Annotated in this window: 27 protein-coding genes; 4 read left to right on the forward strand and 23 right to left on the reverse strand. The window is 65.9% G+C overall.

Features of this window, described 5'->3' with window-relative positions; translation table 11 throughout:
* Positions 1–53: 53 nt before the first annotated feature.
* From P2T57_RS15970 to P2T57_RS15980, 3 genes are all read right to left on the reverse strand, one after another.
* A complete protein-coding gene (locus P2T57_RS15970) occupies positions 54–1,637 on the reverse strand; it encodes a 2-isopropylmalate synthase (protein WP_276300211.1) in 1,584 nt (527 codons plus the stop codon).
* 291 nt (positions 1,638–1,928) lie between these two features.
* Positions 1,929–3,182, reverse strand: a complete 1,254-nt coding sequence (locus P2T57_RS15975) for an MFS transporter (protein WP_276300212.1) — start codon at positions 3,180–3,182, stop codon at positions 1,929–1,931.
* Between the two features lie 104 nt (positions 3,183–3,286).
* Positions 3,287–3,634 carry a DUF192 domain-containing protein gene (locus P2T57_RS15980; protein WP_276300213.1) on the reverse strand — a complete coding sequence of 116 codons (348 nt, stop codon included), beginning with the start codon at positions 3,632–3,634 and terminating at the stop codon, positions 3,287–3,289.
* A gap of 278 nt (positions 3,635–3,912) precedes the next feature.
* On the opposite strand from P2T57_RS15980, the gene P2T57_RS15985 reads away from it, so the two are divergent.
* Positions 3,913–4,488 carry a DUF7097 family protein gene (locus tag P2T57_RS15985; protein ID WP_276300214.1) on the forward strand — a complete coding sequence of 192 codons (576 nt, stop codon included), beginning with the start codon at positions 3,913–3,915 and terminating at the stop codon, positions 4,486–4,488.
* A gap of 21 nt (positions 4,489–4,509) precedes the next feature.
* Here the strand turns inward: P2T57_RS15985 and P2T57_RS15990 are convergent, their stop codons facing one another.
* A complete protein-coding gene (locus tag P2T57_RS15990; protein WP_276300215.1) occupies positions 4,510–6,942 on the reverse strand; it encodes a methyl-accepting chemotaxis protein in 2,433 nt (810 codons plus the stop codon).
* Positions 6,942–8,189 (reverse strand): ABC transporter substrate-binding protein, encoded by a 1,248-nt coding sequence (locus tag P2T57_RS15995; protein ID WP_276300216.1) that lies wholly within the window; start codon positions 8,187–8,189, stop codon positions 6,942–6,944. Before P2T57_RS15995 ends, P2T57_RS15990 begins: the two co-directional genes overlap by 1 nt.
* Positions 8,190–8,393: 204 nt before the next feature.
* Here P2T57_RS15995 and P2T57_RS16000 point away from each other — a divergent pair, with 204 nt between their 5' ends.
* Entirely contained in the window at positions 8,394–8,909 is a 516-nt protein-coding gene (locus tag P2T57_RS16000) for a VOC family protein (RefSeq protein WP_276300218.1), read from the forward strand.
* A 78-nt stretch (positions 8,910–8,987) separates the two neighbouring features.
* Here P2T57_RS16000 and P2T57_RS16005 read toward each other — a convergent pair whose 3' ends face one another.
* From P2T57_RS16005 to pth2, 17 genes are all read right to left on the reverse strand, one after another.
* Positions 8,988–10,874, reverse strand: a complete 1,887-nt coding sequence (locus tag P2T57_RS16005) for a DUF2070 family protein (protein WP_276300219.1) — start codon at positions 10,872–10,874, stop codon at positions 8,988–8,990.
* A gap of 144 nt (positions 10,875–11,018) precedes the next feature.
* Positions 11,019–11,570, reverse strand: a complete 552-nt coding sequence (locus P2T57_RS16010; protein ID WP_276300220.1) for a GMP synthase subunit A — start codon at positions 11,568–11,570, stop codon at positions 11,019–11,021.
* A gap of 60 nt (positions 11,571–11,630) precedes the next feature.
* A complete protein-coding gene (locus P2T57_RS16015; RefSeq protein ID WP_276300221.1) occupies positions 11,631–12,599 on the reverse strand; it encodes a diacylglycerol/lipid kinase family protein in 969 nt (322 codons plus the stop codon).
* 75 nt (positions 12,600–12,674) lie between these two features.
* The gene (locus P2T57_RS16020) at positions 12,675–13,325 is read right to left on the reverse strand and encodes a helix-turn-helix domain-containing protein (protein ID WP_276300222.1); all 651 of its coding nucleotides are present in this window, start codon (positions 13,323–13,325) and stop codon (positions 12,675–12,677) included.
* A 188-nt stretch (positions 13,326–13,513) separates the two neighbouring features.
* The gene (locus P2T57_RS16025; protein WP_276300223.1) at positions 13,514–13,759 is read right to left on the reverse strand and encodes a hypothetical protein; all 246 of its coding nucleotides are present in this window, start codon (positions 13,757–13,759) and stop codon (positions 13,514–13,516) included.
* Positions 13,760–13,970: 211 nt separating this feature from the next.
* Positions 13,971–14,213 (reverse strand): DUF3194 domain-containing protein, encoded by a 243-nt coding sequence (locus P2T57_RS16030; RefSeq protein WP_276300224.1) that lies wholly within the window; start codon positions 14,211–14,213, stop codon positions 13,971–13,973.
* Complete coding sequence (locus tag P2T57_RS16035) at positions 14,214–14,615, reverse strand: prefoldin subunit beta (RefSeq protein ID WP_276300226.1); 402 nt, start codon at positions 14,613–14,615, stop codon at positions 14,214–14,216.
* Between the two features lie 136 nt (positions 14,616–14,751).
* Positions 14,752–15,021, reverse strand: coding sequence for a KEOPS complex subunit Pcc1 (locus P2T57_RS16040; RefSeq protein ID WP_276300227.1), 270 nt, complete (start codon positions 15,019–15,021; stop codon positions 14,752–14,754).
* A 15-nt stretch (positions 15,022–15,036) separates the two neighbouring features.
* On the reverse strand, positions 15,037–15,171 hold the full coding sequence (locus tag P2T57_RS16045; protein WP_276300228.1) for a DNA-directed RNA polymerase subunit P: 135 nt from the start codon (positions 15,169–15,171) through the stop codon (positions 15,037–15,039).
* Positions 15,168–15,449, reverse strand: a complete 282-nt coding sequence (locus tag P2T57_RS16050) for a 50S ribosomal protein L37ae (protein ID WP_276300229.1) — start codon at positions 15,447–15,449, stop codon at positions 15,168–15,170. Before P2T57_RS16050 ends, P2T57_RS16045 begins: the two co-directional genes overlap by 4 nt.
* 77 nt (positions 15,450–15,526) lie before the next feature.
* Complete coding sequence (locus P2T57_RS16055) at positions 15,527–15,694, reverse strand: DUF8015 family protein (RefSeq protein WP_276300230.1); 168 nt, start codon at positions 15,692–15,694, stop codon at positions 15,527–15,529.
* A gap of 153 nt (positions 15,695–15,847) precedes the next feature.
* Positions 15,848–16,573, reverse strand: a complete 726-nt coding sequence (locus P2T57_RS16060; protein WP_276300231.1) for a DUF2103 domain-containing protein — start codon at positions 16,571–16,573, stop codon at positions 15,848–15,850.
* A gap of 54 nt (positions 16,574–16,627) precedes the next feature.
* Positions 16,628–17,008, reverse strand: coding sequence for a zinc ribbon domain-containing protein (locus P2T57_RS16065; protein WP_276300232.1), 381 nt, complete (start codon positions 17,006–17,008; stop codon positions 16,628–16,630).
* Between the two features lie 147 nt (positions 17,009–17,155).
* Complete coding sequence (locus P2T57_RS16070) at positions 17,156–17,305, reverse strand: hypothetical protein (RefSeq protein WP_276300233.1); 150 nt, start codon at positions 17,303–17,305, stop codon at positions 17,156–17,158.
* An 83-nt stretch (positions 17,306–17,388) separates the two neighbouring features.
* A complete protein-coding gene (truD, locus tag P2T57_RS16075) occupies positions 17,389–18,717 on the reverse strand; it encodes a tRNA pseudouridine(13) synthase TruD (RefSeq protein ID WP_276300234.1) in 1,329 nt (442 codons plus the stop codon).
* A gap of 101 nt (positions 18,718–18,818) precedes the next feature.
* On the reverse strand, positions 18,819–20,546 hold the full coding sequence (locus P2T57_RS16080) for a histidine kinase N-terminal 7TM domain-containing protein (protein ID WP_276300235.1): 1,728 nt from the start codon (positions 20,544–20,546) through the stop codon (positions 18,819–18,821).
* A 152-nt stretch (positions 20,547–20,698) separates the two neighbouring features.
* On the reverse strand, positions 20,699–21,037 hold the full coding sequence (gene pth2, locus P2T57_RS16085; RefSeq protein WP_276300236.1) for a peptidyl-tRNA hydrolase Pth2: 339 nt from the start codon (positions 21,035–21,037) through the stop codon (positions 20,699–20,701).
* A gap of 84 nt (positions 21,038–21,121) precedes the next feature.
* Between pth2 and dcd the strand changes: the two genes are divergently transcribed.
* Both dcd and P2T57_RS16095 read left to right on the forward strand, forming a co-directional pair.
* A complete protein-coding gene (dcd, locus tag P2T57_RS16090; RefSeq protein WP_276300237.1) occupies positions 21,122–21,727 on the forward strand; it encodes a dCTP deaminase in 606 nt (201 codons plus the stop codon).
* The gene (locus P2T57_RS16095) at positions 21,724–22,623 is read left to right on the forward strand and encodes a thiamine-phosphate synthase family protein (RefSeq protein WP_276300238.1); all 900 of its coding nucleotides are present in this window, start codon (positions 21,724–21,726) and stop codon (positions 22,621–22,623) included. The genes dcd and P2T57_RS16095 overlap by 4 nt, the downstream gene beginning before the upstream one ends.
* 1 nt (position 22,624) lies before the next feature.
* Here P2T57_RS16095 and P2T57_RS16100 read toward each other — a convergent pair whose 3' ends face one another.
* Entirely contained in the window at positions 22,625–22,876 is a 252-nt protein-coding gene (locus P2T57_RS16100) for a hypothetical protein (RefSeq protein WP_276300239.1), read from the reverse strand.
* Positions 22,877–22,957: the final 81 nt, after the last annotated feature.

The following is a 22,957-nucleotide window of genomic DNA, read 5'->3' on the forward strand; positions in this document are numbered from 1 at the left end:
AATGCGTAAAGAATGAATTAGGTATCTTTCCCGATGCAGGACGTTTGTCTCGGTCAGTCGTCGGCCACCGCGCGCTCGGCCTCGTCGTCGGCCGGAAGCAGGCGGTCCAGCGCGTCCACCATCGCGGTGACGCTGGCGCTGGTGATGTCGCCGTCGCTGGCCGCGACCGTGACCGAGCGGTCTCCTCGGGTCATCTCGACCTCGACCGTGACCACCGCGTCGGTGCCGCCGGTGATGGCGTCCACGCGGTAGGACTCCAGATGGGCGTCGGCCGCCACCGAGGGCGAGTCCGGCGACCCGGAGACGGCCTCGCGGACTGCGGTCACTGCGGCGTCCACCGGGCCGTCGCCGGTGCCGCTGGCGACGCGCCGGTCGCCGTCCACTTCGAGTTCGACGCTCGCGGTCGGGATGGCCCCGCCGCTGGTCGCGGTGAGTTCTCGGAGTTCGATGCGCCGGTCCCGGTCTCTGCCCTGCACGTCCTCGGCGATGGCCAGCAGGTCGGCGTCGGTCACGCGCTTGTTCCGCTCGGCGAGGTCCTGCACGCGGGCCACCACCTCCCGGAGTTCGTCCTCGCCGACCTCTACGCCGTGTTCTGCGAGCGCCGCCTTCGCGCCCGCTCTGCCGGTGTGCTTGCCGAGGACGAGTCTGCGCTCCCGCCCGACCGTCTCGGGCGGGTAGGGTTCGTACATCCGCTCGTCTTTGAGCGTGCCGTCGGTGTGGATGCCCGACTCGTGGGCGAAGGCGTTCTCGCCGACCACGGCCTTGTTCGGCGCGAGGGGTACGTCGGTCGCGTCGGCCACGACTCGCGCGAGGTCGTAGAGTTCCGATAACTCGACCGTCTCGACGCCGTAGGAGTGGTCGAGCGCGATGGCGACCTCCTCCAAGGCGACGTTGCCCGCTCGCTCGCCGACGCCGTTGACTGTGGCGTGGACCAAATCCGCCCCGCCAGCGACGCTGGCGAGGGCGTTGGTCATCCCGAGGCCCAAGTCGTCGTGGGTGTGGGTGCTGACCGGCCCGAGGTCGGCCAACCGCGAGACAGCCTCGTAGGCCCGTTCCGGCCCGGCGTGGCCCACCGTGTCGGCGAAGCAGAACCGGTCTGCTCCAGCGTCGTGGGCCGCCTCGGCAAGGCGTTCGAGGAAATCGAGGTCGGCCCGAGAGCCGTCCTCGCCGATGACCTCGACCCAGAGACCGTGGTCTTTGGCGTAGGCGACCAACTCGCCGGTCTCCTCGACGACCTCCTCGCGCGAGGAGCCGACTTTCTCCTCGACGTGGCGGTCGCTGGCGGGTACGACGAGGTTCACGCCGTCAACCCCGCAGTCGAGCGCGAGGTCCACGTCGCCCCGGACTCCTCGGGCGAAACTCGTCACCCGAGCGTCCAATCCGAGGCCGGCCACGCGCTCGATGGTCGCGCGCTCGCCGTCGCCGGTGCAGGCGCTCCCGGCCTCGACAACCGAGACCCCCGCTCTGTCGAGGGCTTTCGCCACGTCGGCCTTCTCGTCGGGCGTCAGCGAGACGCCCGGTGCCTGCTCGCCGTCCCGGAGCGTCGTGTCGAGGAGGTCCACTTCGCGTTCTGCGTCCTGTGCGTCCGTCTTCGACTGAGATGTGTTATTCGGGGAACCCCCGAATAAATCGTTCACTGGCCATGCTTGACCACGCAGTCGCTTTCACCGGGGGAGAGTTAAGCGGGGCTTTGTGACAGGCCGGACTGTCGGACCCGACCCCGCCCGTCAACCTCATAAGGTATTTTATGATACATCGAAAGCCGTTGACTATGGGAAACGCCTCGCCACCGATTGACGACGAGGAAGACCTCGAATCCGATGTAGAGAATCTTCTTTAAAGGCGCGTAGCAAGTCACGCCCCGACTCAGCGCCAGACTCCTCCGTCGCGCCGAGAAACTCATCGAGGAGGCCGCCGAGTAATCTGGCTCAGTCGCTTGTTTCGTCGCCCACTTCGACTGCCGTTCCCTCGGATGCCACCGGAACCTCCCACGCCAGCACCGCCAGCGACCCGAGTATCAGGACTCCGCCGGCAACCGCCAGCGCGAGGAGCGGCGACGAGAAGTCCGACACCGCGCCGCTGGCCAACTGGAAGGGAATCACGGTCAGGCCGCTGACCATCGCCATCGCGCTCAGGACCGTCGCCCGGCCCACCGACTCGATGCGGTCGTTGACGTACTGGCTGGCCAGCGCCCGCGTGGTGTCGGCGATGCCCCGCGCCAGAAGCAAGACCGGCAGGGCAAGCACCGGCACGAGGTACATCCCGACTAGCGCCGCGCCCACCGCGAAGGGGAGAACGAGGAACCACGTCCGGAGGCCGATTCGGTCCTTGATGGCCCCGGCGTAGTAGCTGAATCCGGCCCCGACGAGGCTGATACCGGCGTAGTACCACCCCAGAAGCGACTCGACGCGCCCCGGTTCGATGCCGAGGTCCACGACGACGCCCTCGAAAATCGGCTGGACGAACATGAAGACGAGGTAGAGGACCGCCGCGAACAGGACGTAGTAGTAAATCACGAACGCTCGAATCCGGCGGTTGGTCACGGCGTCCCGGACGATGCCGAGGCTTCGCCGGAGCGAGAGGTCGTCCGAGTCGGTTTTTTCGTAGGTCTCGGGTTCCGAGAACGACAGCAGGGCCACGATGCCGAGCGCGGTCACGCCCGCCGCGACGAAGAAGGGGTACGAGAGGTCGATGTCGCCGAGGTAGCCACCGATGACCGCGGCGACGACGCCGGTAAGGAGCGAGACCGACTCGCCGCGGCCTCGGACTCGGGAGAACTGGTCTTCCGAGAGGTCGTCGGTCAGGGTGTCGTAGAGCCACGCGTCCTCGCTTCCCGACCGGAAATTGTAGCCCATCGACCAGCAGACGTACAGCCCCAACAGCGCGAGGAACGAGCCTGAGAGACCGATGCCGACCAGCGTCACCGCGATGAGGCCGGTCCCGACCAGCAGACTGTTTCGCCGGCCGATGCGGTCGCCGACGTAGCCAGTCGGGACCTCGCCCAGCACGGTCGTCACGTTGTACGCGGCCTCCAGAAACGCGATTTGGGTGAACGAGAGGCCCTGTGCGAGGAAAAAGAGGTACATCACCGGCCGGTAGAACTCGACCGCCTTGGTGGCCTTGTAGGCGTAGTACTTCAGGACCGCGGCGGTCGGAGCGGTCCTCGATTCGTCGCGGGGCATTATTAGGTAGACGACACGTGCCACTTCTCAAAGGAGTTGTTATGACCGAATCGGGGAAATCGTAATACGACGCCGGGGTCGGGACTGGGTTGGAGTCGGGGCGGCTACTCGACCAGTCGCACCGTATCGCCGACGGTCACCGCGTCGGCGCTCCCTGCCGGGAGTTCCACGAGTCGGTCGGCCTTCGCTTTCGCCATCCCGGTCCACGGCGAGAGGCGCTCTTTGTGCTGAACCTCGTCGTCCCGAAGCCACAGCACGTCCAGCGGGAAGGGGACGAACACCATGTGAACGTCCTGCATTCCCACGTCGTCGAACTCGAATACCAGCGCGTAGTCGTCGGGAATCGACCGCCGGAACATCAGGCCGCGGGCCTTCGAGAGGAAGGATTCGGCCGTCTCGATTTCGGTTGCGAGGGTCTGCTCGGTCCTGCCGTCGTCGCGTACCAGTCGCACGACAGGAGGTGTTCGCGGAGCCGAGAAAAGCGTTTCCGTCCGCTGTAGGCTCGAATCCGGTGGTTTCGCCGTGAGTGGGGTGAAGGGGCCGGTCGCGCGAGCGAAGCGAGTACGACCGGGGCTTTAGCGGACGCCACCACGTCGATTACAGACAACTACTGATATTTTTATACAACAAGAATACTCTTTAGAGACAATTATATTTAGTCTTCTTTCCTTTCTACACCGACGAACCTCACGCCGTAGCCTTTTATCCGACGAACGACAACCACCGGGCGATGAAGGAGACGCCCTCCGGAACGCCGGTCGGCGTGGACGACCCTTACGACCACGCCGGACTCTGCGACCATCTCACCGACGAGGGCAAGTGTCGGTACGCCTTCGAGCATCCCGAACAGGACCCCGAGTTCGCCCGCGAGCGCCGGGACGACGACCTTCGCTGTCCCGCCGCTGACCCGGACGGCGAGGCGTCGTGCGCCTCGATAGCGAGTGATGAAACCGCGAGCGGCGACTGGAACTGGGACGACTGCCCCCACTACCGATGCCGGAAGCACGACCGGGAGTGCGTTCGGTGCGGTCTCGAAGAGCGCCGGATGGCCCACTCCGACGAGCGCCCGCTTCTCGAAGAACACCATCTTTCCTACGCCGGCGAGGGCGAGACCCTGAGTCACGAGATTACGGTCTACCTCTGTCGGTGGTGTCACGCCAAGGTCCACAAGTCGTGGGCGCGCATCGACGACGACGTGAACCCCGACCCCGAAGCCATCGCCGAAAAAGAGGACAGACGGTCGCGCGAGCAGTCCGAGGCGAGTTTCGAGTCGGCGGCCGACCGGTTCGACTTCGGCGACGAGTAGGAACGCGGTCGAAGCGTCGGCCTACTCGTCCGGGGCGACGCTCATCGCCTCTCGCTGGGCACCCGCTTCGCTCGCTCGGAAGTCTTCGAGCATCTCCATCAGTTCGTCGGCGCGCCGGGCCAACTGGTCGGCGCTCTCGGCGACTTCCGAGACGGCGACCGACTGTTCTTCGGTCACGGCCGCGACCTCCTCTGCCTCGTCGGCCGACCGCTCGCTGAGGCGGGTCACGTCGTCCATCATCCCGACCGCCTCCTCGGTCGAACTCGCCTGTTCGTCGGTGGCGGCGTTGATTTGCTGGATGCCGACCGCGGTCTCCTCGACGTTCTCCACGATGGCTTCCAGCGACCGCTGGGCCTCCTCGACCGTCTCGACGCCCGAGGAGACCCGCGTCTGCGTCTCGCGGATGTCTTCGACCGCCTCGTCGGTCTCGGCCCGAATCTCGGCTATCTGGTCCTCGATTTCCTGCACGGCGTCCTTGGACTCCTCGGCGAGGGCCTTGATTTCGTTGGCGACGACCTCGAACCCGTCGCTGGACCCGTCGGCGGCCGCCGCCTCGATGTTGGCGTTGAGCGCCAGCAGGTTGGTCTGGTCGGCGATGTCCCGAATCAGGTCCACCACCTCGCCGATTTCCGCCATCTCGTCCTGTAGCCCGTCTATCTGCTCGACGGTCTCCTCGGTCTCGGCCTCGATGCTGTGCATCGTCTCGATGGCCTCGCGGGCGGCCTCCCGACCGCCTTCGCCGAGCGATTCGGTCTGCTCGGCCACGTCTGCGACCTCGTTTGCCGACGCCGCGACCTCCTCGATGGTCGCCGACAGCGTGCTGATTTCGCTGGAGGTGGCGTCGAGGCGCTCCTGCTGTTCGCGGGCACCGTCGGATAGCTCTTGGCTGGCCTCGCTGACCTGCTGGCTGGTCGCCTCGATGTCCTCGGTCCGGGCGGTGACCTCCTCGCTCGCGCTGGCCACGCTCTGGGCGAAGGTCCGGACCTCCTCGACGGTGGCTTCGAGTTCGGCCATCATCGCGTTGAACTCCTCGGCGATGCGGGCCATCGCCTCGCTCTCGCTGTCGGTATCCATCCGTTGCGTGAGGTCGCCGTCGGCGGCAGACTCCATCACGTCGCTGAACTCGCCCGCTTTCTCGACCAACGACTGGTTGAGGGCCTCGGCCTCTCGCTTGGCGGTCTCGGCCTCGTCGCGGGCCTGCTCGATGTCCGTCACCATCGTCTCCAAGTTGTCCTGCATCCTGTCTAAGGCCTCGCCGAACGTTCCGGGGACCTCCTCGTCGAGGACCGGCGCGTCGAAGTTCTGGCGGGAGAGCGCGCCCGCTTGGTCGGCGACGGTGTTCAGGTACGCCCGCATCGCAGTGAACGAGTCGAACAGCGACCCCATCTCGTCGATGCGGTCGGACTCGGGGATGGTCACGTCGAGTTCCCCGTGAGCGATGGCGTCGGCCTTCTCGGTGAGGAGGTCGAGCGACCGAGCGGTCTGTCGCCCGATGGTGAGCGCGAACAGGCCCAGACCGACCAACATCACGACCAGCAGGCCGCCAATGTTGCGCGTCACCTGCGTCTGGAGAGCGAACGCCTGCTGTTTGGGCACGTGGAAGGTCAGCACCCAGTCGGTCCCGATAACCGGCGTGTAGGCCATCACGTACTTGCCTTGGGCCATTCCCGTCCGGGCCGAAACCGTCTCGAACCCGGTCTTGCCCTTCAGTCCGGATTCGACCGCGGCGGGCGTCGCGCCCTCCTCGGTGTACGATTCGAGGAGGTTCGCGTTCCGGTTGTCGAGGACCACGGTGCCATTGGGGTTGACCACCTTGATGTCGCCGGTGGCGATGGGCGAGTTGAACCCGAGCGACCGCTTCTGGAGCGACGCGGTGAGGACGAGACTCCGGGTGTCGTTGACCGGCGTGATGAACGCCACGACCGGTCCGGCGTCGTTCTCGTAGGGTCGGGACACGTGGACCGTGCCCTGTTTGACCTCGCCGAGGCGTCCGGTCCACGGGACGCTCCGCCCCGCAACGTCGGTGCCGACAGTGGCGTCGCTCGTGCTGGCCGCCACCCACCCGGTGGTCGAGTTGACGTAGTGAATCGACTGCACGTCGTCGGGCAGTTTGACGAGTTTGCGCTCCAAGTCGGTCCCGACCGCCCCGGACTCGTCTGTCGCCACCGAGGCCGCGATGAACTGAGTCGTGGACTTCTTCTTGCTGACCCAGTTGTGAACCGCGTCGGCCTCCTCGCGGGCGATGCCGGTAATCTGGGCTTGGGTGTCGTCTTGGACGAGCGCCTGCGTGTCGAAGTGGATGAACACCCCGATAGCGCCCACCAGCACGATGACCAGCAGGAGGACGAGGTTGAACTTCGCGGCGTAACTCCGCCGGAGTCGGTCGGGGAGTCGGCGCTCGATGTCGGACAAAACCGCGCCGAACCGGTCGCCGAGTCCGCCGTCGTCGCTCATCACGCCTCACCCCCGTTGAAGAAGGAGGTCTTGACCAGTTCGAGGTCATGGACCGTCCCGCCCTCCACGCGCTGGATGACGTAGGGGTTGAGGGGTTCGAGGTTCCCGTTCAGGTCCACGCTACTCGACGCGCCCTCGTAGTTGATTTCCCGCCCGGCGTCGAGGAGTTGCTTCGCCCGGTCGAACTGGCCGACCGTGACGGTGTGGCCCTCGCCGCCCGACACCGCCCGCAGGTTCTCGGCGACCGCTTTGGGGGTCGCCTCGCCAGCGCGTTCGACCGCCAACGCCTGCAGAAACAGCGCATCGTAGGCGTGCTGGGTGTAGGGTGCCAGCGGCGCGATGTCGCCGAGTTTCTGGGAGAGCTTCTGGGCACCGGTCGAGCGTCGGGCCGCTATCGTCGCGCCGTACAGCCCTTCGTAGTAGTCCGGCGGCGAGTCGGGGATGAGGCCCGCGCTCAGGACCCACTCGCCGTCGTAGTCGCTGTCGATGCCTCGCTGGAGGACGCCCTTGGTCTTGCCGGGCGAACTCACGAGCGCGATGGCGTCGGGGGTGCCCGCAGTGAGTTCCGAGATGGTATCGTCGTAGGAGTCCGCACTGCCCTCGAAGGGAACGCGGGCGGTCACGTCGCCGTCGAAGGCGTCGGCGACTTCGCGGGCCAGATTGGTCCCGAAGGCGTTGTCTTGGTGGAGAATCGCCACGTCGTCGGCCCCGACGTGTTTGGCGTCGTTGAGCGCCTTAGCCATCACGAACGCCTGCTGGATGTCGTTGGGCGCGGTCCGGCCGACGTACTTCACGCCGTCGTGGTAGCCCCGGTCGGCCAGCGCGGGCGTCGTACTCGACGGACTCACCTGCACGATGGGGGTGTCGCTCACGTAGTCGGCGAGGACCAGCGACACGTCGCTGACCAGCGCGCCGACGAAGCCTACTGCTCCCTCGGAAACGAGGTCCTCGCACTCCTCGACGGCGGCCTCGCCGTCCACCTCGCTGTCGCGCGCGAGGAGTTTCACGTCCCGGCCGAGCGGGCCGCCCGCTCCTCGAACGTCCGCCACGGCCTGTTCGACGGCGCGGGTGTGGTTCTTCCCGAGTTCGCCGAGGAGTCCGTCCATCGAGACCGGCAGGATAGAACCAAAGGTGACGGTCCCCCGACCTCCTCGGAGCTTTCCGGCACATCCGGAAAGCGCCCCGACGCCGACGAGAGCGGCCCCGCCCCGAGCGAGATACGACCGTCGAGAGTAACTTGCGTTCATCAGTAACTAAATTTAAAAATCTGATTTATATGTATTGTGGTAATCACTTCGCTCGGGGCGAGAGCGTCGTCCTGATCCGCAGTTTTTAACGTGAATTAGAAATTTGAAATAAACTCTAGTCTCCGTCTTCGCGGTGGAAAGACGACTACTCGCGTCGGCGGAGTCCGGCGACGGGTCTTTTCGGTCCGAGCGCGTAGGAGTGGCATGGACAGCGAAACGCCCGAAACCTACCCTACCGAACTCGGTCACGTCCACCTCAAGGTGCGGGACGTGGACCGTGCGGTCGAGTTTTACCGCGACGTGTTGGGTCTGGACGTGACCGAGCGCGTCGGAAACTACGTCTTCCTGACGTTCGGTAGCGAGGCCCGGAGCGCCTCGGACGAAGCGAGCGGGGAGGGACGACCCGCGAGTAGCGACCACCACCACGACCTCGCGTTACAGGGAGTCGGCGGAGATGCGCCCGAACCCGGACCCGGCGTCGGCCTCTACCACGCCGCGTTCGAGGTCGAATCTCCCGAGGACCTGCGTGCGACCTACCGGCGACTCCGCGAGCGCGGGGTCGAAGTCTCGGCGGTAGACCACCACATCAGCAAGGCGCTGTACTTCGACGACCCCGACGGCAACGGTCTCGAAGTGTATCTCGACACCCGCGAGGAGAACGACCGGCCGGAGTGGGGCGGCGAGAACGCGCGCTTCGACCCCGAGTCGCTGGCGGAGTGACTTCCCGCTCTCGGACAACAGATTGATTTCGAAGCAATCCTTTTCGATTCCCTCGAAAACGAAAACATTTCTTTCGGCCTACGACGACGCGAGGAAGAAGATGAGGAGACTCACGGCCATCGCGGCCATGATGACCGTCGCGGCCAGCGCCGCGCCCATCGACATGACGGCGTTGGCGTGACTCGCCAGCGTCTCGGTCCGGTCGTTGCCGAACACCGTGACCTCGGCGCGCTCGCTGGCCATTCCCGCCTCGACCGGTTCCACGTCGTCGGCCGCCTCCCCGACCAGTCGCCGAACGACTTCGAGGAGTTCGTCGGCGTCGATGGCCTCGCCGACCTGATTCGACGCCTCGACTTGGTTCACGACGTGGGTGTCGGTGGTCATGACCTCGGCCTCGTCGGCGGGGACCCCGGCGTCGTCGCCGGTCAGCGCGGCCACGATGCGGTCGCGCAGGCCGGGTTCCATGTTGTTACCGTCCACGAGGACGTACACCGTCCGGTGGTCGCCGATTTCCAGAATCGAGACGCGGACGCCGAGCGGGCCGATGCCGTCCAGCGGTTCCCAGTCGGTCTCGTCCCACGCGACGCCCATCCGGACCGGGGACTGGTCGGCCTCGGCGAGTCGGTCGCCCGCCCGGCCCGCCGCCTGCATCATGTCGAACGAGCGTTCGCTACCGGGGTAGACGTGGCCGAGGTCCGGTCCCTCCAACCCGTTGTTGCAGTTGTGGGCGTCCACCAGCATCACGTCCTCGACGCCGGCAGACCGGGCCTCCGCCGCCGCGGAGAGACCGACCGCGTACTCCACGTCGTCGGCGAACTCCGGCGAGTAGGTCGCCACCAGCAGGGCGTCGTCGCCGAACGCCTGCCCGACCATCTTGGCGTCACCCTCTTGGACCCGGAGCGAGGGGGTCGCGGTGTCGTGGTACTCGATGTCGTCGAAGGCGTCGTTGGCCGTCTCGACCAGCGTCTCGACCTCGCGCTCGGTGACGAGGTTGAAGTCGTGGCCGGCGGTCGCGTGGGGCGGGAAGGCGACGCCCTCCGCCGACTCTGCCACGCGCTGTGGCAGGTTGCCGCCGCCGATTTCGCCCATCGGACCGGGGTGAATCATCGGCAGGACGAACCGGGCCTTCTCGGACCCGTCTTTCCGGCGGAAGGCGAGGACGGTGACGGGCACGACGGCCTCCTCGCCGATGTCCTCGAAGAAATCTTCGAGTTCGGTAGTCCCCTCGGCGATGTGGCCGATGAACCCCCGAAGGAAGTCCAGCACGCTCACCCCGAGGCTTCGCTTCCACGGCCGGTCGATGAACTTGACGAACGCCCAGACCGCGAGTCCGTAGATGAAACACATCAGCGCCAGCAGGGCGAAGTCCTGCAGTTCGATGACGTTCAGCGCGCTCGGGGCCTCCTCGACCCGGTTGAAGAACACCTCGACGACCGGCCCGCCGCCGACGTGGAGGTACTTCATCGTTCCGCTGTAGATGAAAAAGAGGACGGCGGCCGCGCCGGTCTGGAGGCTGGCGGGGACCGCCGCGACGAGGACGGAGCGGCCCGAGACCGCCATCACGACCAGCAGGCGGAGCGCGAACACGGAGGCCAGTCCGACGATGAGCGCGTCGAAGACGAACTGCTGGCCGAGTCGCTGAGAGAGGACGGCGATTGCTCCCGCCCCGGCCATGATGGCCACGATGATGCCCTCGCAGGTCAACGCCAGCAGTGACGACCGATTGTAGGTCAACTGGCCGCCGAGTCGTCTGTCTACCGGCGTGGTCAGAAGGCTGGCGACGACTGTCGGCACCCCGATGAAGAACACGCCCTGCCACGCGTCCTCCAGTACGAACCCCGCGTCGAACGCCCCGACACCCGCGACGGCCGCAACGAGGAGCGCGAACGTCACGCTGGCGTACCACCGCGGCGCGCGGAAGATGTACCGCGAGAGGCTTGCGAGGTCGCCCTGCGTCGCTGTCATACTCGGGAGTTTCGGCGGGGAAGGATAAAAGGTGGTAGTCCGCGCCGGCGTAATTGGTCGTTATTCGACAGCAATCGGCAGACGGCGTGGCGTCGGCGGAATTCTCGACGGCGTGCGCTCGGTGTACCTCACGTCGGGACGAGATTACGCCTCGCAGATTGCCCGGAAGTTCTCGAAGACCTCCTCGCCCTCCTCGGTGTGGGCGACTTCGGGGTGCCACTGGACACCGTAGAGGTTCCGGTCGGCGTCGGCCATCGCCTCGACGCCGCACACGTCGCTGGTCGCGGTCCGGGTGAAGCCCTCGGGGACCTCCTTCACTTCGTCGGCGTGACTGGCCCAGACGCGAGTTTCGGGAGCGAGCGACCCGATGAGAGGGTCCTCCTCGTCCAGAATCTCGACGTTCACGTCGGCGTAGCCGCCGTACTCGCCGCCGCCGACCCGGCCGCCAAGTTCGTCCGCGATGACCTGCATGCCGAGGCAGATGCCCAGCACCGGCACGTCGAGTTCGAGGTAGTCGGCGCAGTTGCCGATGTCCTCGATGTCGGGACCGCCCGAGAGGACGATGCCGTCGGCCGCGATGTCGTCGGCCGGCGTGGTGTTCTCGACGATTTCGGTCTCGACGCCCATGTCGCGTAGTGCCCGGTGTTCGAGGTGCGTGAACTGCCCGTGGTTGTCAACCACGACGATACGAGTCATTGGCGAATCGTAGTTAGCACCGGTACTAAAGGCGTTCGATGATGAGAAGCGATTTGCCGCTCACGGATTCGGTTCATACTCCTCGCCGACCTTCACCCGGAGTGCGCCCGGCCGGGTGTCGAGCGTCACGTCCTCGAACTCCTGAATCTCGCCGTCGAGGCTGAACGTGACCGGTTCGCCGTCGAGATTCTCGAAATCGAGTCGTCGGGCGTGGAGTTCGGTGACGTGAGGAGTTTCGCGCCGGAGGACGCGCTGTTCGAGGTACTCCACGAGCGCGTCGCGGGCCGAGAGTTCTTCGATGATGGTGACTTCCAGTAGGCCGTCCTCGGCGTCGGCTTGGCCGCCCTCCTCGGCGAACTTCCGGGCGTTGCCGACCAGCACGGCTTCGGCCTCGCCCGACCACTTGCGGTCGTCACCCCTCCCCTTCTCGCCGGCGTCCCGACCGCCCTCGCTCACGGCGTCGATTTCGACGCTCAGTCCGTCGAAGTCGAGCGCCTCCTCGATGCCCGCGACGACGAACGCCATCGGCCCGAGGCTATTCTTGCGCTCGTGGGTCGCCCCAGCGCTGGTGTCGGCCGGCAGGCCCGCGATAGCCGAGAGGACGAAGGGTTCGCCGTCTGCCACGCCGAGGTCGAGTCGGCGGGTCTCGCCGGTGTCGGCCACCTCGAACCCGTCTTCGAGCGACTGGACGCCTAAGTCCCCCGCGAAGAAGTTCTCGGTCCCGGCGGGCACGACGGCGAGCGTCACGGAGTCGAGGGCGTCGGTCCGGACCAACCCCTGTACGACCTCGTGGAGGGTCCCGTCGCCGCCACAGACCGCGAGGAGGTCCACGCCGTCTTCGGCGGCCGCTTCGGCGAGGTCTGTGCCGTGGCCCGCGCGTTCGGTCTCCACGACCGGGAAGCCGTACTCGTCGGCGAGATACCGGACCTCCTCGACGTGTGCGCCGCCGCCGCCGCTGGTCGGATTGAGGATGAGTCTGCGCGTCTCCGTGCCCGCCCCGCTCTCGGGCGACTCTGCTCGGCGGTCCATGTCCGTCTTACGTACCAGTCGCGTAAATGCTGTGAGGCCGAGGGTTCTGTCCGCCTCCTCGTTTCGGGCGGTGTGCTACTCGTCGTGAATCAGGGTGTTCTCCACGAGGTTGGAGTACCCGCGATGGAGTCGGGACGACGCGGCGTTTTTCGAGATGCCCAACTCGTCGGCCAACTCGCCCAGCGAGACTTCGCCGGGCACCTCGAAGTAGCCCTTCCGGTAGGCGGTCACGAGCGCCTCGCGCTGTTCGTCGGTGACCTCGTACTGACCCAGCGCCTCCGAGTGGGCCGAGTCGTGCAACCACCGGAGTTCGAAGGAGAGGTCGTGGGCCGCAGAGAACTCCTGAAAGTCAGAGAGGGACTCCTCGTCGGGGAAAAGCAGTTTGACTTCCCAGTTGTCGTTCTCGCTGGTGGCCTCCAGAATCGTCGCGTCGGCCTCCGAGACGGCGTAGACCATCCCCTTGGCGTTCTCGCGCCACGTCACCTGATAGAGGCGTTCGCCGTCGGCGTGTTCTTCGAGCGTGGTTACGTCCTCGACGGTCGGGTCGTCGGCCAGCGCGGCCTCGAAGGCCTCGAAGTCGTCGCCCGCGACCCAGAAGAACGGGGTAACTTCGTCGTCCTCGACGGCCACGCGCTCGATTTCGACCCGCATCTCGGGCACGCTATCGAGCGTCCACTCCAAGAGGAAGTCCTCGCCCGGTACGGTGAATCCGGTCAAAACGCTCATCGGTATCTACTCCGTCTGCTCGGTTATTAATTGCTTGCTCTGTTTGAACCGGAGTGCGACGGTCGAGCGACTCGCGGGCGATGCGACTGCCGACCAGCGCCGAAAGAACACCGCAAGGTACCCCTACCCGCGGTATTTCATCGCAATTCAGGGACGAGTGAAAGGTTTTGTGGTCTTTCGACCGACGGCTATCCGAACCGGTCCCGAATCCGCAGGACAGCATAGAGACCACCAACGCCCAGCACCGCGAGTCCGACCACCAACGCCGGTAGCCGAACGCCCACCGGCACCGCGTCGTAGACCACCGTTGCGACGACGCCGAGGACGACGAACACACCCACAATCGACCCGCCAGTTACGACGACCCCACGAACGCTCCTCGCCGACGATTCGCCCGCAAGCGAGCCAGTTATCGGCCGCTCTCGACCGGACATGTTATAATATTTTTAATTCCGCCGCCAAGTATCTTCGGCACGCCGCGGGGATTCGACCGCCGAATGCTCCGTCGCAGTCGTTCCGGAACTGCTATTGGCGTCTTTGACATAACCCTCGGTTGCTTAAACATACATATAATTATCTCGTACAGCTCCAGCGGTGACAGCATCACGACTACCGACAGTAGAAAATACAGCGCCGAACCGAGGGTCAGTCCTCGGCGTCGGCGAATAGTTCGTCCACCGCCGAGCGCGCGGTGAGGGCCGCGTCCTCGGCGATTTGCTCCTCGTCGTCGGCCTCGGGCGCGTTGAGGTAGACGTCCACGTCGAGGACGCCGTCCTCGAACGAGACCGTCACGTCGAGGTCCTTGACCGCCGAGTTCGAAAGCCGAGACAAGATGAGGCCTTCGGCGGCCTCGGCGGCCGTCTGAACCACTTCGTCGTCAGTCGGCATTTATGCGCCGCCGGGGCCGCCGCCCATGCCGGGACCCTGCGGGCCGCCGGGGCCGCCACCGCCGCCGAGCATCTCCTGAAGCTCGGACTGGAGGCTCTCGAACTGCTCTTGGACGCGCTCCTCCTGCTTTTCGAGGGTCTCGACGCGGATTTCGAGACTGTCTACCTTCTCGTCGAGGTCGTCTTGGGCCTCGTCGTAGCCGGTCTTGACGAGGAGTTCGCCGACTTCTCGGTACATCGTGGTGTCCTCGTCGATGCCGTCGAGTTCGTCGAGCGCCGTCTCGGCCTCGTTGAGCTGAGTTTCGGCCTGATTCTTCTGGGCGGCGACCTGTTGGGCCGTCTCCTGAAGGTCCTGTAGCTCCTCGAGTTTCTCTTGTGCTTCCGGTGGCAGATTACCCTGCATACCTACGGGAATGCGGCCCGGACAGAAAAACCCCCGCTTTCGGGTTTCGACCCACTTCGGCGGGTTTCGGTGGCGCTCGATGGCGGTAACGCGATAACCGCATTCGAGGGTTCTCGAACCGAGCGACCCCGCCGATTCACGCCAGTCCGGACGTTCGCTCGGCGACTTCGACCAGCGACCCCCACGTGTTACACCCCGCGCGGAGGGCCACGAGGTCGTCGGCGACGACGCGGACCACGACGGCCTCGGCCTCGCACTCGACCGTCGCGGACGACCGGTCGCCGTCGATTTCGCCGACCTCTTGGGCGACGGCGCTGGCGACGGTCCTCGCGCGCGCAGGCGAGTCGTATTCGAATCTAAGGACCGCATCGTGAGGGCGAGGCTGTCCGGTCGGTTCGTGGCCCATAGAGAATGGAATGAGTTAGTTGACGCCGATTTCCTTCACGTCGCGGCTCCGCTCCTTCAGGAGGACGCGGTGCCCGCAGTACGGACAGCGAACGCCGCCGTACTCGTCGAGTTCCACGTCGCGCTTACACCGCGAACACTTGTAGCTCATTCTTCGTCTTCGCCGAGCGCGGCGCGGATGGAGCGTTTGACCGTCCGACCCGCGGGCGTCTCGGGGCGGTAGGTACCGCCCGCGTACTTGTAGCCACACTGGCCGCACTGCCAGATGCCGGTGCCCTGTCGGTCAACGGCGTCCGAGCCACAGTCGGGGCAGGTGTGGTCGTCGTTCATGTCGCTCTCGATGTCGGCGACGCGCTTGCGGGCGACGCGCCCGTATCGCGCACCGAATCGACCGGCGCTACCGGTTCGACTTTTGGTGCCTTCGGCCATAGTACTGCGAATTTACTCCGGCGCGCTGATAAAGCCTTTGAGTCGAGTCGGGCACATCGTCACTCCGGATGCGTTCGTCACTCGTCGTCGCGGAAGGGCGGGTTGAACAGTTCGTGACCGATGACCGCGAGCGAAGCTGTGAATCCGGCAATCGTGCCCGGCAATCCGGTAAGCTGGCCGACCAGTACTCCCATCCCCGAGAGGACCGGAATCGCCGCGAGGACCGCGTCGTAGTGGCTGACCATCGTGTAATTAGATATAATTACGACCCCTAAGAAGCTTGGGGCTTCGAGTTGGCAGACCTCGTTGCCCGCCGCCCCGCGAGCGACTTCGACGCCGACACCCAAAGCTACGCGGTGGATAACTCGGGTACGGTCGGCTTGAGAGCGTGGCTTCTCCTACTGTAACTCGGCCTCGGCAAGCGCGTCGTTGAGGTCGGCCCGGACTCGCTCGCCGCGCTCGCGGTCCATCGCGGTGGTGACGACCCGGTTCTCCTGCACGCTGGAACCGTCCCGCAAGAGGAGCCTCACGTTCCCGTTCTCGTCGGCGCGGGTCGCCTTGGCCCGGACGCCGGTCCGACTGCCCGACCCGCCGGCGTCGATGGGACCCGGAATGATTTTCTTGACGTGCGGGTGGCCCGCGACGGTCTGAATCGCCTTGCGGCCCGCCCGATTTCCGATGAGCGTCGAGTGGCTTCCGCCCAGTTTCTCGGCGGGCGAGGCCTCCACGACCTCCAAGGCCCGGTCGCCGCGGCGCGCGAGGACCGCCTCGACCGGGTCGTCGTCGCCGTCGCTGATTCGATAGAACGAGTGGTGGAGTTGCCCGCGTGCGGCGCGGAGGACTTGCCGGTCGCCCGCGGCGTAGACCTCCTCGGGGCGCTTGCGCCGAACCTCGTCGGCGACCCGGCCCGCGAAGTTCCGGAGTTCGACCACGCCGGCCTCGCCGCCGTCCTCGGGCGTGGTCGTGATGTCGGTCGCGCCGACGACCTCCTCGTCGTCCAGCATCGTCAGGGTCGCGTGGTCCCGGTCGAGTTCCAGCACCACGGCGTCGGCGTTGGGCGTCCGGCAGACCAGACAGTAGTCGCCCGGTCGTTCGAGCGGGGACGCGCACTGCCGACAGTCCATGGTCGGGCCTAACTCGCCGCCGGATTTAACCTCGGTGCTTTGGTTCGGCGGGGTTCACTCTCGTCGCGTGGTCTCGGTTTCGGTCGCCGCGTCGGTCCCGAACCCGACCGCTTCGCTGTCGAGGCCGGTCCCGCAGTTCTGGCAGTAACTCGCGTTGGGTGCGACCGACGCGCCGCACTCGGGGCAGGCCGCGCCGTCCCGGAGGACCCGGCGCTGAGAGTCGTTCAGGTACTTGTACGCGCCGTAGACGAGGTTGACGACCCCGAACGACCACCACCCGGTCAGGACCGCCAGAATCAGGTGGACCCCGATGCTCCCGAGGTTGCGCTTGACGAGGACCACCCGCTCGGGCGTCTCGGACTCGATTCGCCACCCGTCGGCGATGGCGTCGTCGATTTCCCGCTGGAGGCGCTCGCTTCTGTTTCCGTAGGTCATCCGAGTCAGATACGACGGCTTCGGGGATATGGTTTGAGGTTCCGCGAGAGTCTACCACACGTCAAAATGTTTCTTTAGGAATTGTATTTCTATTTGAAGGAACTGTATGTTTGTCTCTGGCCGAACTATCACGGACGGCCCGTTCGACTACGCCCACTGAATCCACCACGCGATGCCCAGTAGCATCAGGCCGATACCGAGCGCGGACGTCGCCGGTTCGGGGACGACGAACAGGACGAATCCGACGGCGATGAGTATCGTCGGTTCGATTTCCGCCGCGTAGTCCGAGATGGCCATGGTTCGGTTACTCGGCCCACGACCAAGGGGTTGTTGACCGCTCGCCGAACCGACCGCCGAGGGATTCCACCCCTAGCCCGTACTCACTCGTCGGCCGGGTCGCCCTTCATGAACTCCCGGAGGACCACCGTGGCGTAGGACCCCTTCGGGAGCGCGAAGTCGAACGTCAGGGGATTCTGCTCGATTTCGAGGTCGGTCCGGACCACGATTGCCCGCCGGGTCCCGGTCGAGTGGAACTCGCCCGGCAGGTCGAAGTCCTCGGGTGCCAGATTCAACTCGTCCAGCACCTCGCGCTCGATTTCGCCGGGTTCGCCGTCTGCCAACTCGGTCTCGGTCCCGACCAGCGGGGCGGTCACGAACGCCCGGTCCCGTTCGCAGTGGCGGGCCACCGTCTCGACCCGGCGCTCGGTCACGCGCTGTTCCCGGTCGGGGTCCGGGACGGTCACGCCGTCTACCTCCTCGGCGAAGCAGGCCACGTCGCCCGCGACCGGTCGGTCGAAGGGCAGGCCCCGCGACAGTCGCTCGCTCAGGATTCGGTTGAAGGCGAACGACTGGGCCGCGTTGACGAACAGGCGCTGGAGGTTCGAGGGGACGGCCTCCAAGGCGGTCCGGAAGTCTTCGGGCGAGTCGCCGCCTGACTCGACCAGTGAGTTCAGCATCGACCGCTCGAAGCCGAGTCGCGGGGGGATGGCGTCGAGCGCGGACTGCCAGTCGCGGGCCTCGAAGGCCTCCTCGACTTCCCTTCGGGCCTGCTGGCTCCCCTCGGGTTCGGTGTCGTAGGGGTTGCCCGCGTAGGCTCTGACGGCCTCCTCCCACTCTCTGCGGACGACATGGAGACCGACCTCGTGGGTGACGGGCCGCCGACTCCCGAACCGTTGCTGACCGAAGAAGTTCGGGACGCCGAGTGGCTCTCCCGCCCAGTCTTCGAGTTCGTCCCGAATCTCCTCGGCGTTCTCCGGGCGCTCGGGGTCGCTGACCACGATTTCGAACTCGTTGCCCGCGAGGTCCCCGAACTCCAGTCCTCGACCGGCCCGGCCCACCACCTCGATGTCGGCGTCGTAGATGGACACGTCCGCGAGGTCCGACTGGTCTATCTTCCGGAGGGTGAACAACTGGGTCGTGACGGCATACTTGTCCTTGGTTCCGGCCCACGAGACGCGCTCTCTGCTGATTCCCAGCGCGTCCGACAGGCGCTTGGCGAAGTCGTTGGTGTCCCACTCCCGGAGGGTCGCCCTGACCACGAGGTGAGGGTAGGCCCCCGAATCGGCGTCGGCGGGTTCGGCCTCGAAGCGTTCGACCTCCCGGACCCGGAAGTCCTCGGGCGAGGCCCGGAGTCGCCCGCCGGTCCCCTCGCTGTCGCTGACGAAGTGTTCGATGCCGACCGCCTCCTCGACTGGGTACGCCTCGCGCATTCGACCGTGCTTGGTCGCCGGGCCGCTTGTATCTGACTTCTCGGGCCGTCGAATCGGCGCGTTTGCGCGCCAGACTCCGACGCCTCGCGCGACCGACTGTCTCACACGTTCGGGTTCGGCGACCCGAGTAGCGCCTCGTCGGTCTCTCGGGGAAGCGACACGGCGGCGGTCGTGCCGTCCTCGCCGGTCCGGAAGGAGAGGTTGCCCCCGAGGCGTTTCACGCCCCAGTAGGTTATCCAGAGTCCGATGCCGCTTCCGTGTTCGAGTGCGTCCTCTGACCCGCTCCGGAGCGGCGCGAGTTCCTCCTCGGGAATCCCCGGCCCGTCGTCTCGGACCGACACCGCCACCGCGTCGCCGGAGTCCGGTCGCATCGTTACTTCGGCACAGGGGTCCGACGAGTCGTTGTGTTCGAGTGCGTTCTCTACGAGGTTCTGGAGGACTAGCCCGAGCAGGTCGCGGTCGGTGTAGACTCGCGCGTCCTCGTCGGTTTCGACCGAGATGTCTACGGTCGCACCGGGGAACTCGGCTTCGAGGTTGGCCCGAACGTCGGCGACCAACTCCCGAACGTCCACGGTCGCTGGCGAGAACTCCGAGTCAATCACTTGCTCGAAGTCTCGGGCCTTCTCGCCGATACCGGCCAGTCGGTCTCCGGCCTCGGCTATCGTGTTCGCCCACCCGGCCAGCGACTCGTCTTCGGCCGACTCGGCGATGTTCCGTGCGTACCCCTGAATCACGGTCATCTCGTTGCGGAGGTTGTGCCGGAGGACGCGATTGAGGACTTCGAGGCGCTGTCTGTGCTGTCGCTCAGCCGTGATATCCTGAAAGCTGACCGTCTCGCCGACGCGGGTCCCCCGTGGGTCGGTCAGCGACGAGAACGAGAGGACGAACTCGCGGCGCTGGTTGTCGACCGGGAGGGTGACCACCGCTCCGTCGGTGAGGTCCTCGCTATCGAGACCCGAGAGCGTCGTGAGTGTCGACCCGAGCGCCGCCGACTTCTCGGCGTCGAACAGTCGGCGTGCGGAATCGTTGAGGTCGACGACCTGCTCGTTCTTGTCGAGGACGGCAATCGGGGTGTCCAAATCCTCGATGGCGGTCCGCTCGGCGACCCGAAGCGTGGTCGGGTTGCTCTCGAACATGTTCGTCCCGACGAATGCGTAGGCGTCGAGCAGGACGTGAGGCAGGAACAGCACCATGGCGATGTTCGCCTGCGGTATCGGTCCGAGACCGAACAGCCAGACGGTGAGACCGATGCTCGGCGGAATCGGGCTGAGAGCCACCGCGGTCGCCTCGCGTCGGTACAGCGGCCCGTAGCTCGTAATAGTCTCCAACAACAGCAGGAAGCCGATTCCGGTCGTACTCATCCCCATGCCGATACCGAGGTACGCCACCGGCCCGAACGCGTATTCGACGGTCGCGGCCCCGAACGTCGGGAGGATGCGAAAGTCGGTCCAGAGCAGGCCCTGATACTGGTTCGTCACGAGGAGGACCGTGACGAGCGCGGGGACCGACAGGACGAGTCCGAACAGCGGACTTCGAATCCACCCGGCACGACCGGTGTACTCCAGCGCGAACGCGAGGAACAGCGGGCCGAGCCACGTGAACGAAATCCACAGGAGTCCCGTGAACGCCAGTCGGAGCGCCGGGTCGAACACGAACAGCGAGACGCCGTAGATGAGACACGTCATCGCCTGCATGACCAACTGGGCGAAAAACCAGTTCGCGCCCGGCTTCCCGCGGTACTGGTATAGATAGCTGGCGAGAGCGAGTGTGGCGACCCCGGCGAGGAGTGAGCCACCCGACAGCCACGGGATTGCAGTGACCCAGTTCACTGTAATAGTTCCTATGTTTTGCGTACGATAAAAAAGTGGTTTATCCCTGCCGATATATGTTTTGGAAGCTACACGCTTCCCGACTCGGAACGACACCGACAACGTGCCCGGAGCGAGACGACGACCGACGACTCCTTCCGGCGGCCGGATTTTCAGTACAGCGAGAGGTCGCCGGTCACCTTGTCCACGAGGTCGTCGTCGGCCGGGCCGACCGCCAGTGCCGTGACCGTGCCGGGGTCGAGTTGAGTGTGGCCGGCGTCCCGGATAATCGCGTTCGGCAGACCCTCGGCGCGGGCCTTCTCGGCGAGTTCGAACAGTTGGCTCTCGCCGCTTCCCTTCAGGACGACTTTCTTCTGGCCCTCGCCCTTCCACCGCTTCCGGGCTTTGGTGCCGGCGTCCTCGTAGGCCGACAGCGAGGCGTGTGCGACCTGTGCGGCGAGTTTCCCCTGTCCCATGCCGATGTCGGTGCGGGCGACGATGGCCTGCTTCATGCGACGAAATCTGAGACGATGGCGTATAGATGTACTGCTCTGCGGACCGCCACGTTTTACCTCCCTCCCGCCAGTGCTACAGGTATGATACTCTCCGACGCCGACATCCTCGACCGGATGGAGGCCGGCGACCTCGTGGTCGAACCGCTAGACGACCCCGACCTCCAGATTCAGCCAGCGAGCGTGGACTTGCGACTCGGCCGGGAGTTCTTGGAGTTCAAGCGCACCAACATCCCCTGCATCCACCCCGACAGCGAACAGGAGGTCTCCGAGTACGTCACCGAGACCACGGTCGAGGAGGGCGACGAGTTCATCCTCCACCCCGGCGACTTCGTGCTGGGCACGACCAAAGAGCGCGTCGAGATTCCCGCCGACCTCATCGCCCACGTCGAGGGTCGGTCGTCGTTCGGCCGCCTCGCGGTGGTCATCCACGCCACGGCGGGCGTCGTGGACCCCGGCTACTGCGGGCAGATAACCCTCGAACTCTCGAATCTGGGCACCGCGCCCGTGGCGCTCACGCCGGACACTCGCATCTCCCAACTCATCTTCACCGAACTCAAGCGCCCGGCGGAGCGACCGTATGGCTCCGAGCGCGGGTCGAAGTATCAGGACCAGTCCGGGCCGCAGGCCTCGCGCATCGGCGGCGACGACGAGTTCGGCGGCGACCAGAAACCGGGTGCGGGTAAATGAGGTTCGCCGAGGAAATCGTCGTCGAGGAGTTCCTGCCGACGGTGCGGTCGATGCTGGCCGAGGAACTCCGGAATCGCGGCCTGACCCAGAGCGAGGTCGCCGACCTGCTGGGAATCAGCCAGAGCGCCGTCTCGAAGTACGCCAACGGTGAAGTCGAGCGCAACGACCGGTTCCTCGAAGACGAGCGCGTCCAGAATCTGGTCACGCGAATCAGCGGCGGACTGGCCGACGAGACCATGAGTCCGGTCGAGGCCCTCATCGAAATCGAGGTTCTCATCCGGCGACTGGAGGACCGCGACCTCATCGCCGAGATTCACGAGCGAGAGATGCCCGAACTCTCGGGTCACGGCGGCGACTTCAACGTCCACGACCCCGACAGCGAACTCCGCGTCACAGAGCGCGTCCGGTCGTCGCTCCGGCGCGGCCTGACCATCGTGGAGAGCGCCAGCGGGTTCGCCTCGCTCATTCCGGCGGTCGGGTCGAACCTGTGTGAATGCACCCCCGACGCCGACGGCATCGACGACGTGGCGGGCGTGCCGGGCAGAATCTTCGACGTGAAAGGGCAGGCGACCATCCCCTCTGACCCCGAGTTCGGCGTGAGCGAACACGTCGCGTCCCTCCTGCTGTCTGCGCGGCGCAACGGTGCGGACGTTCGCGCCGGCCTCAACATCCGCTACGACGCCGACATCGTGTCCGCGCTGGAGGACGCCGGCCACGAGACCGTCGAGTTCGACGCCGAGTACGACGACCTCGACGCGGTGGTCGGGGCGGCGCTCCGCGAGAATCCGGATGCGACCGTCCTCTACCACACCGGCGGCTACGGCGTCGAACCCATCGTCTACCTGCTGGGCGAGGACGCCGAGGCGGTCGCCGAGATGGCTCGGGACCTGCTCTGACTCAGCTCTGGGGCCGGTTCCGCAGTAGAATCTCGCCCTCCTCGATTTCGTCTATCCAGTCGGATTCGAGCGCGTAGGCGTCGTCGTCGTCGGCCTCGTGGCTCCCCCAGTCGAGTTTGGCCTTTAGCTCCTCGGTCAGACTGGGTTCGGGTTCGACGTAGGCCTCGCCGTCGCGGACCTCCACGACGACGCCGATTTTCTCGCGGTCGGCGTCGAACACGGAGGCTCCTTCGTCGTCTTCGGTGAACTCCATGCCTTCTGTTCGACGGACTCGGGGAAGACGGCTACGGCCGCGAACGTGCAAGCGGTCTCACCCAGAAAATGTATTTCTTTG

The sequence above is a fragment of the Halorussus lipolyticus genome, from assembly GCF_029338375.1.
In the GTDB taxonomy this organism is placed as follows: domain Archaea; phylum Halobacteriota; class Halobacteria; order Halobacteriales; family Haladaptataceae; genus Halorussus; species Halorussus lipolyticus.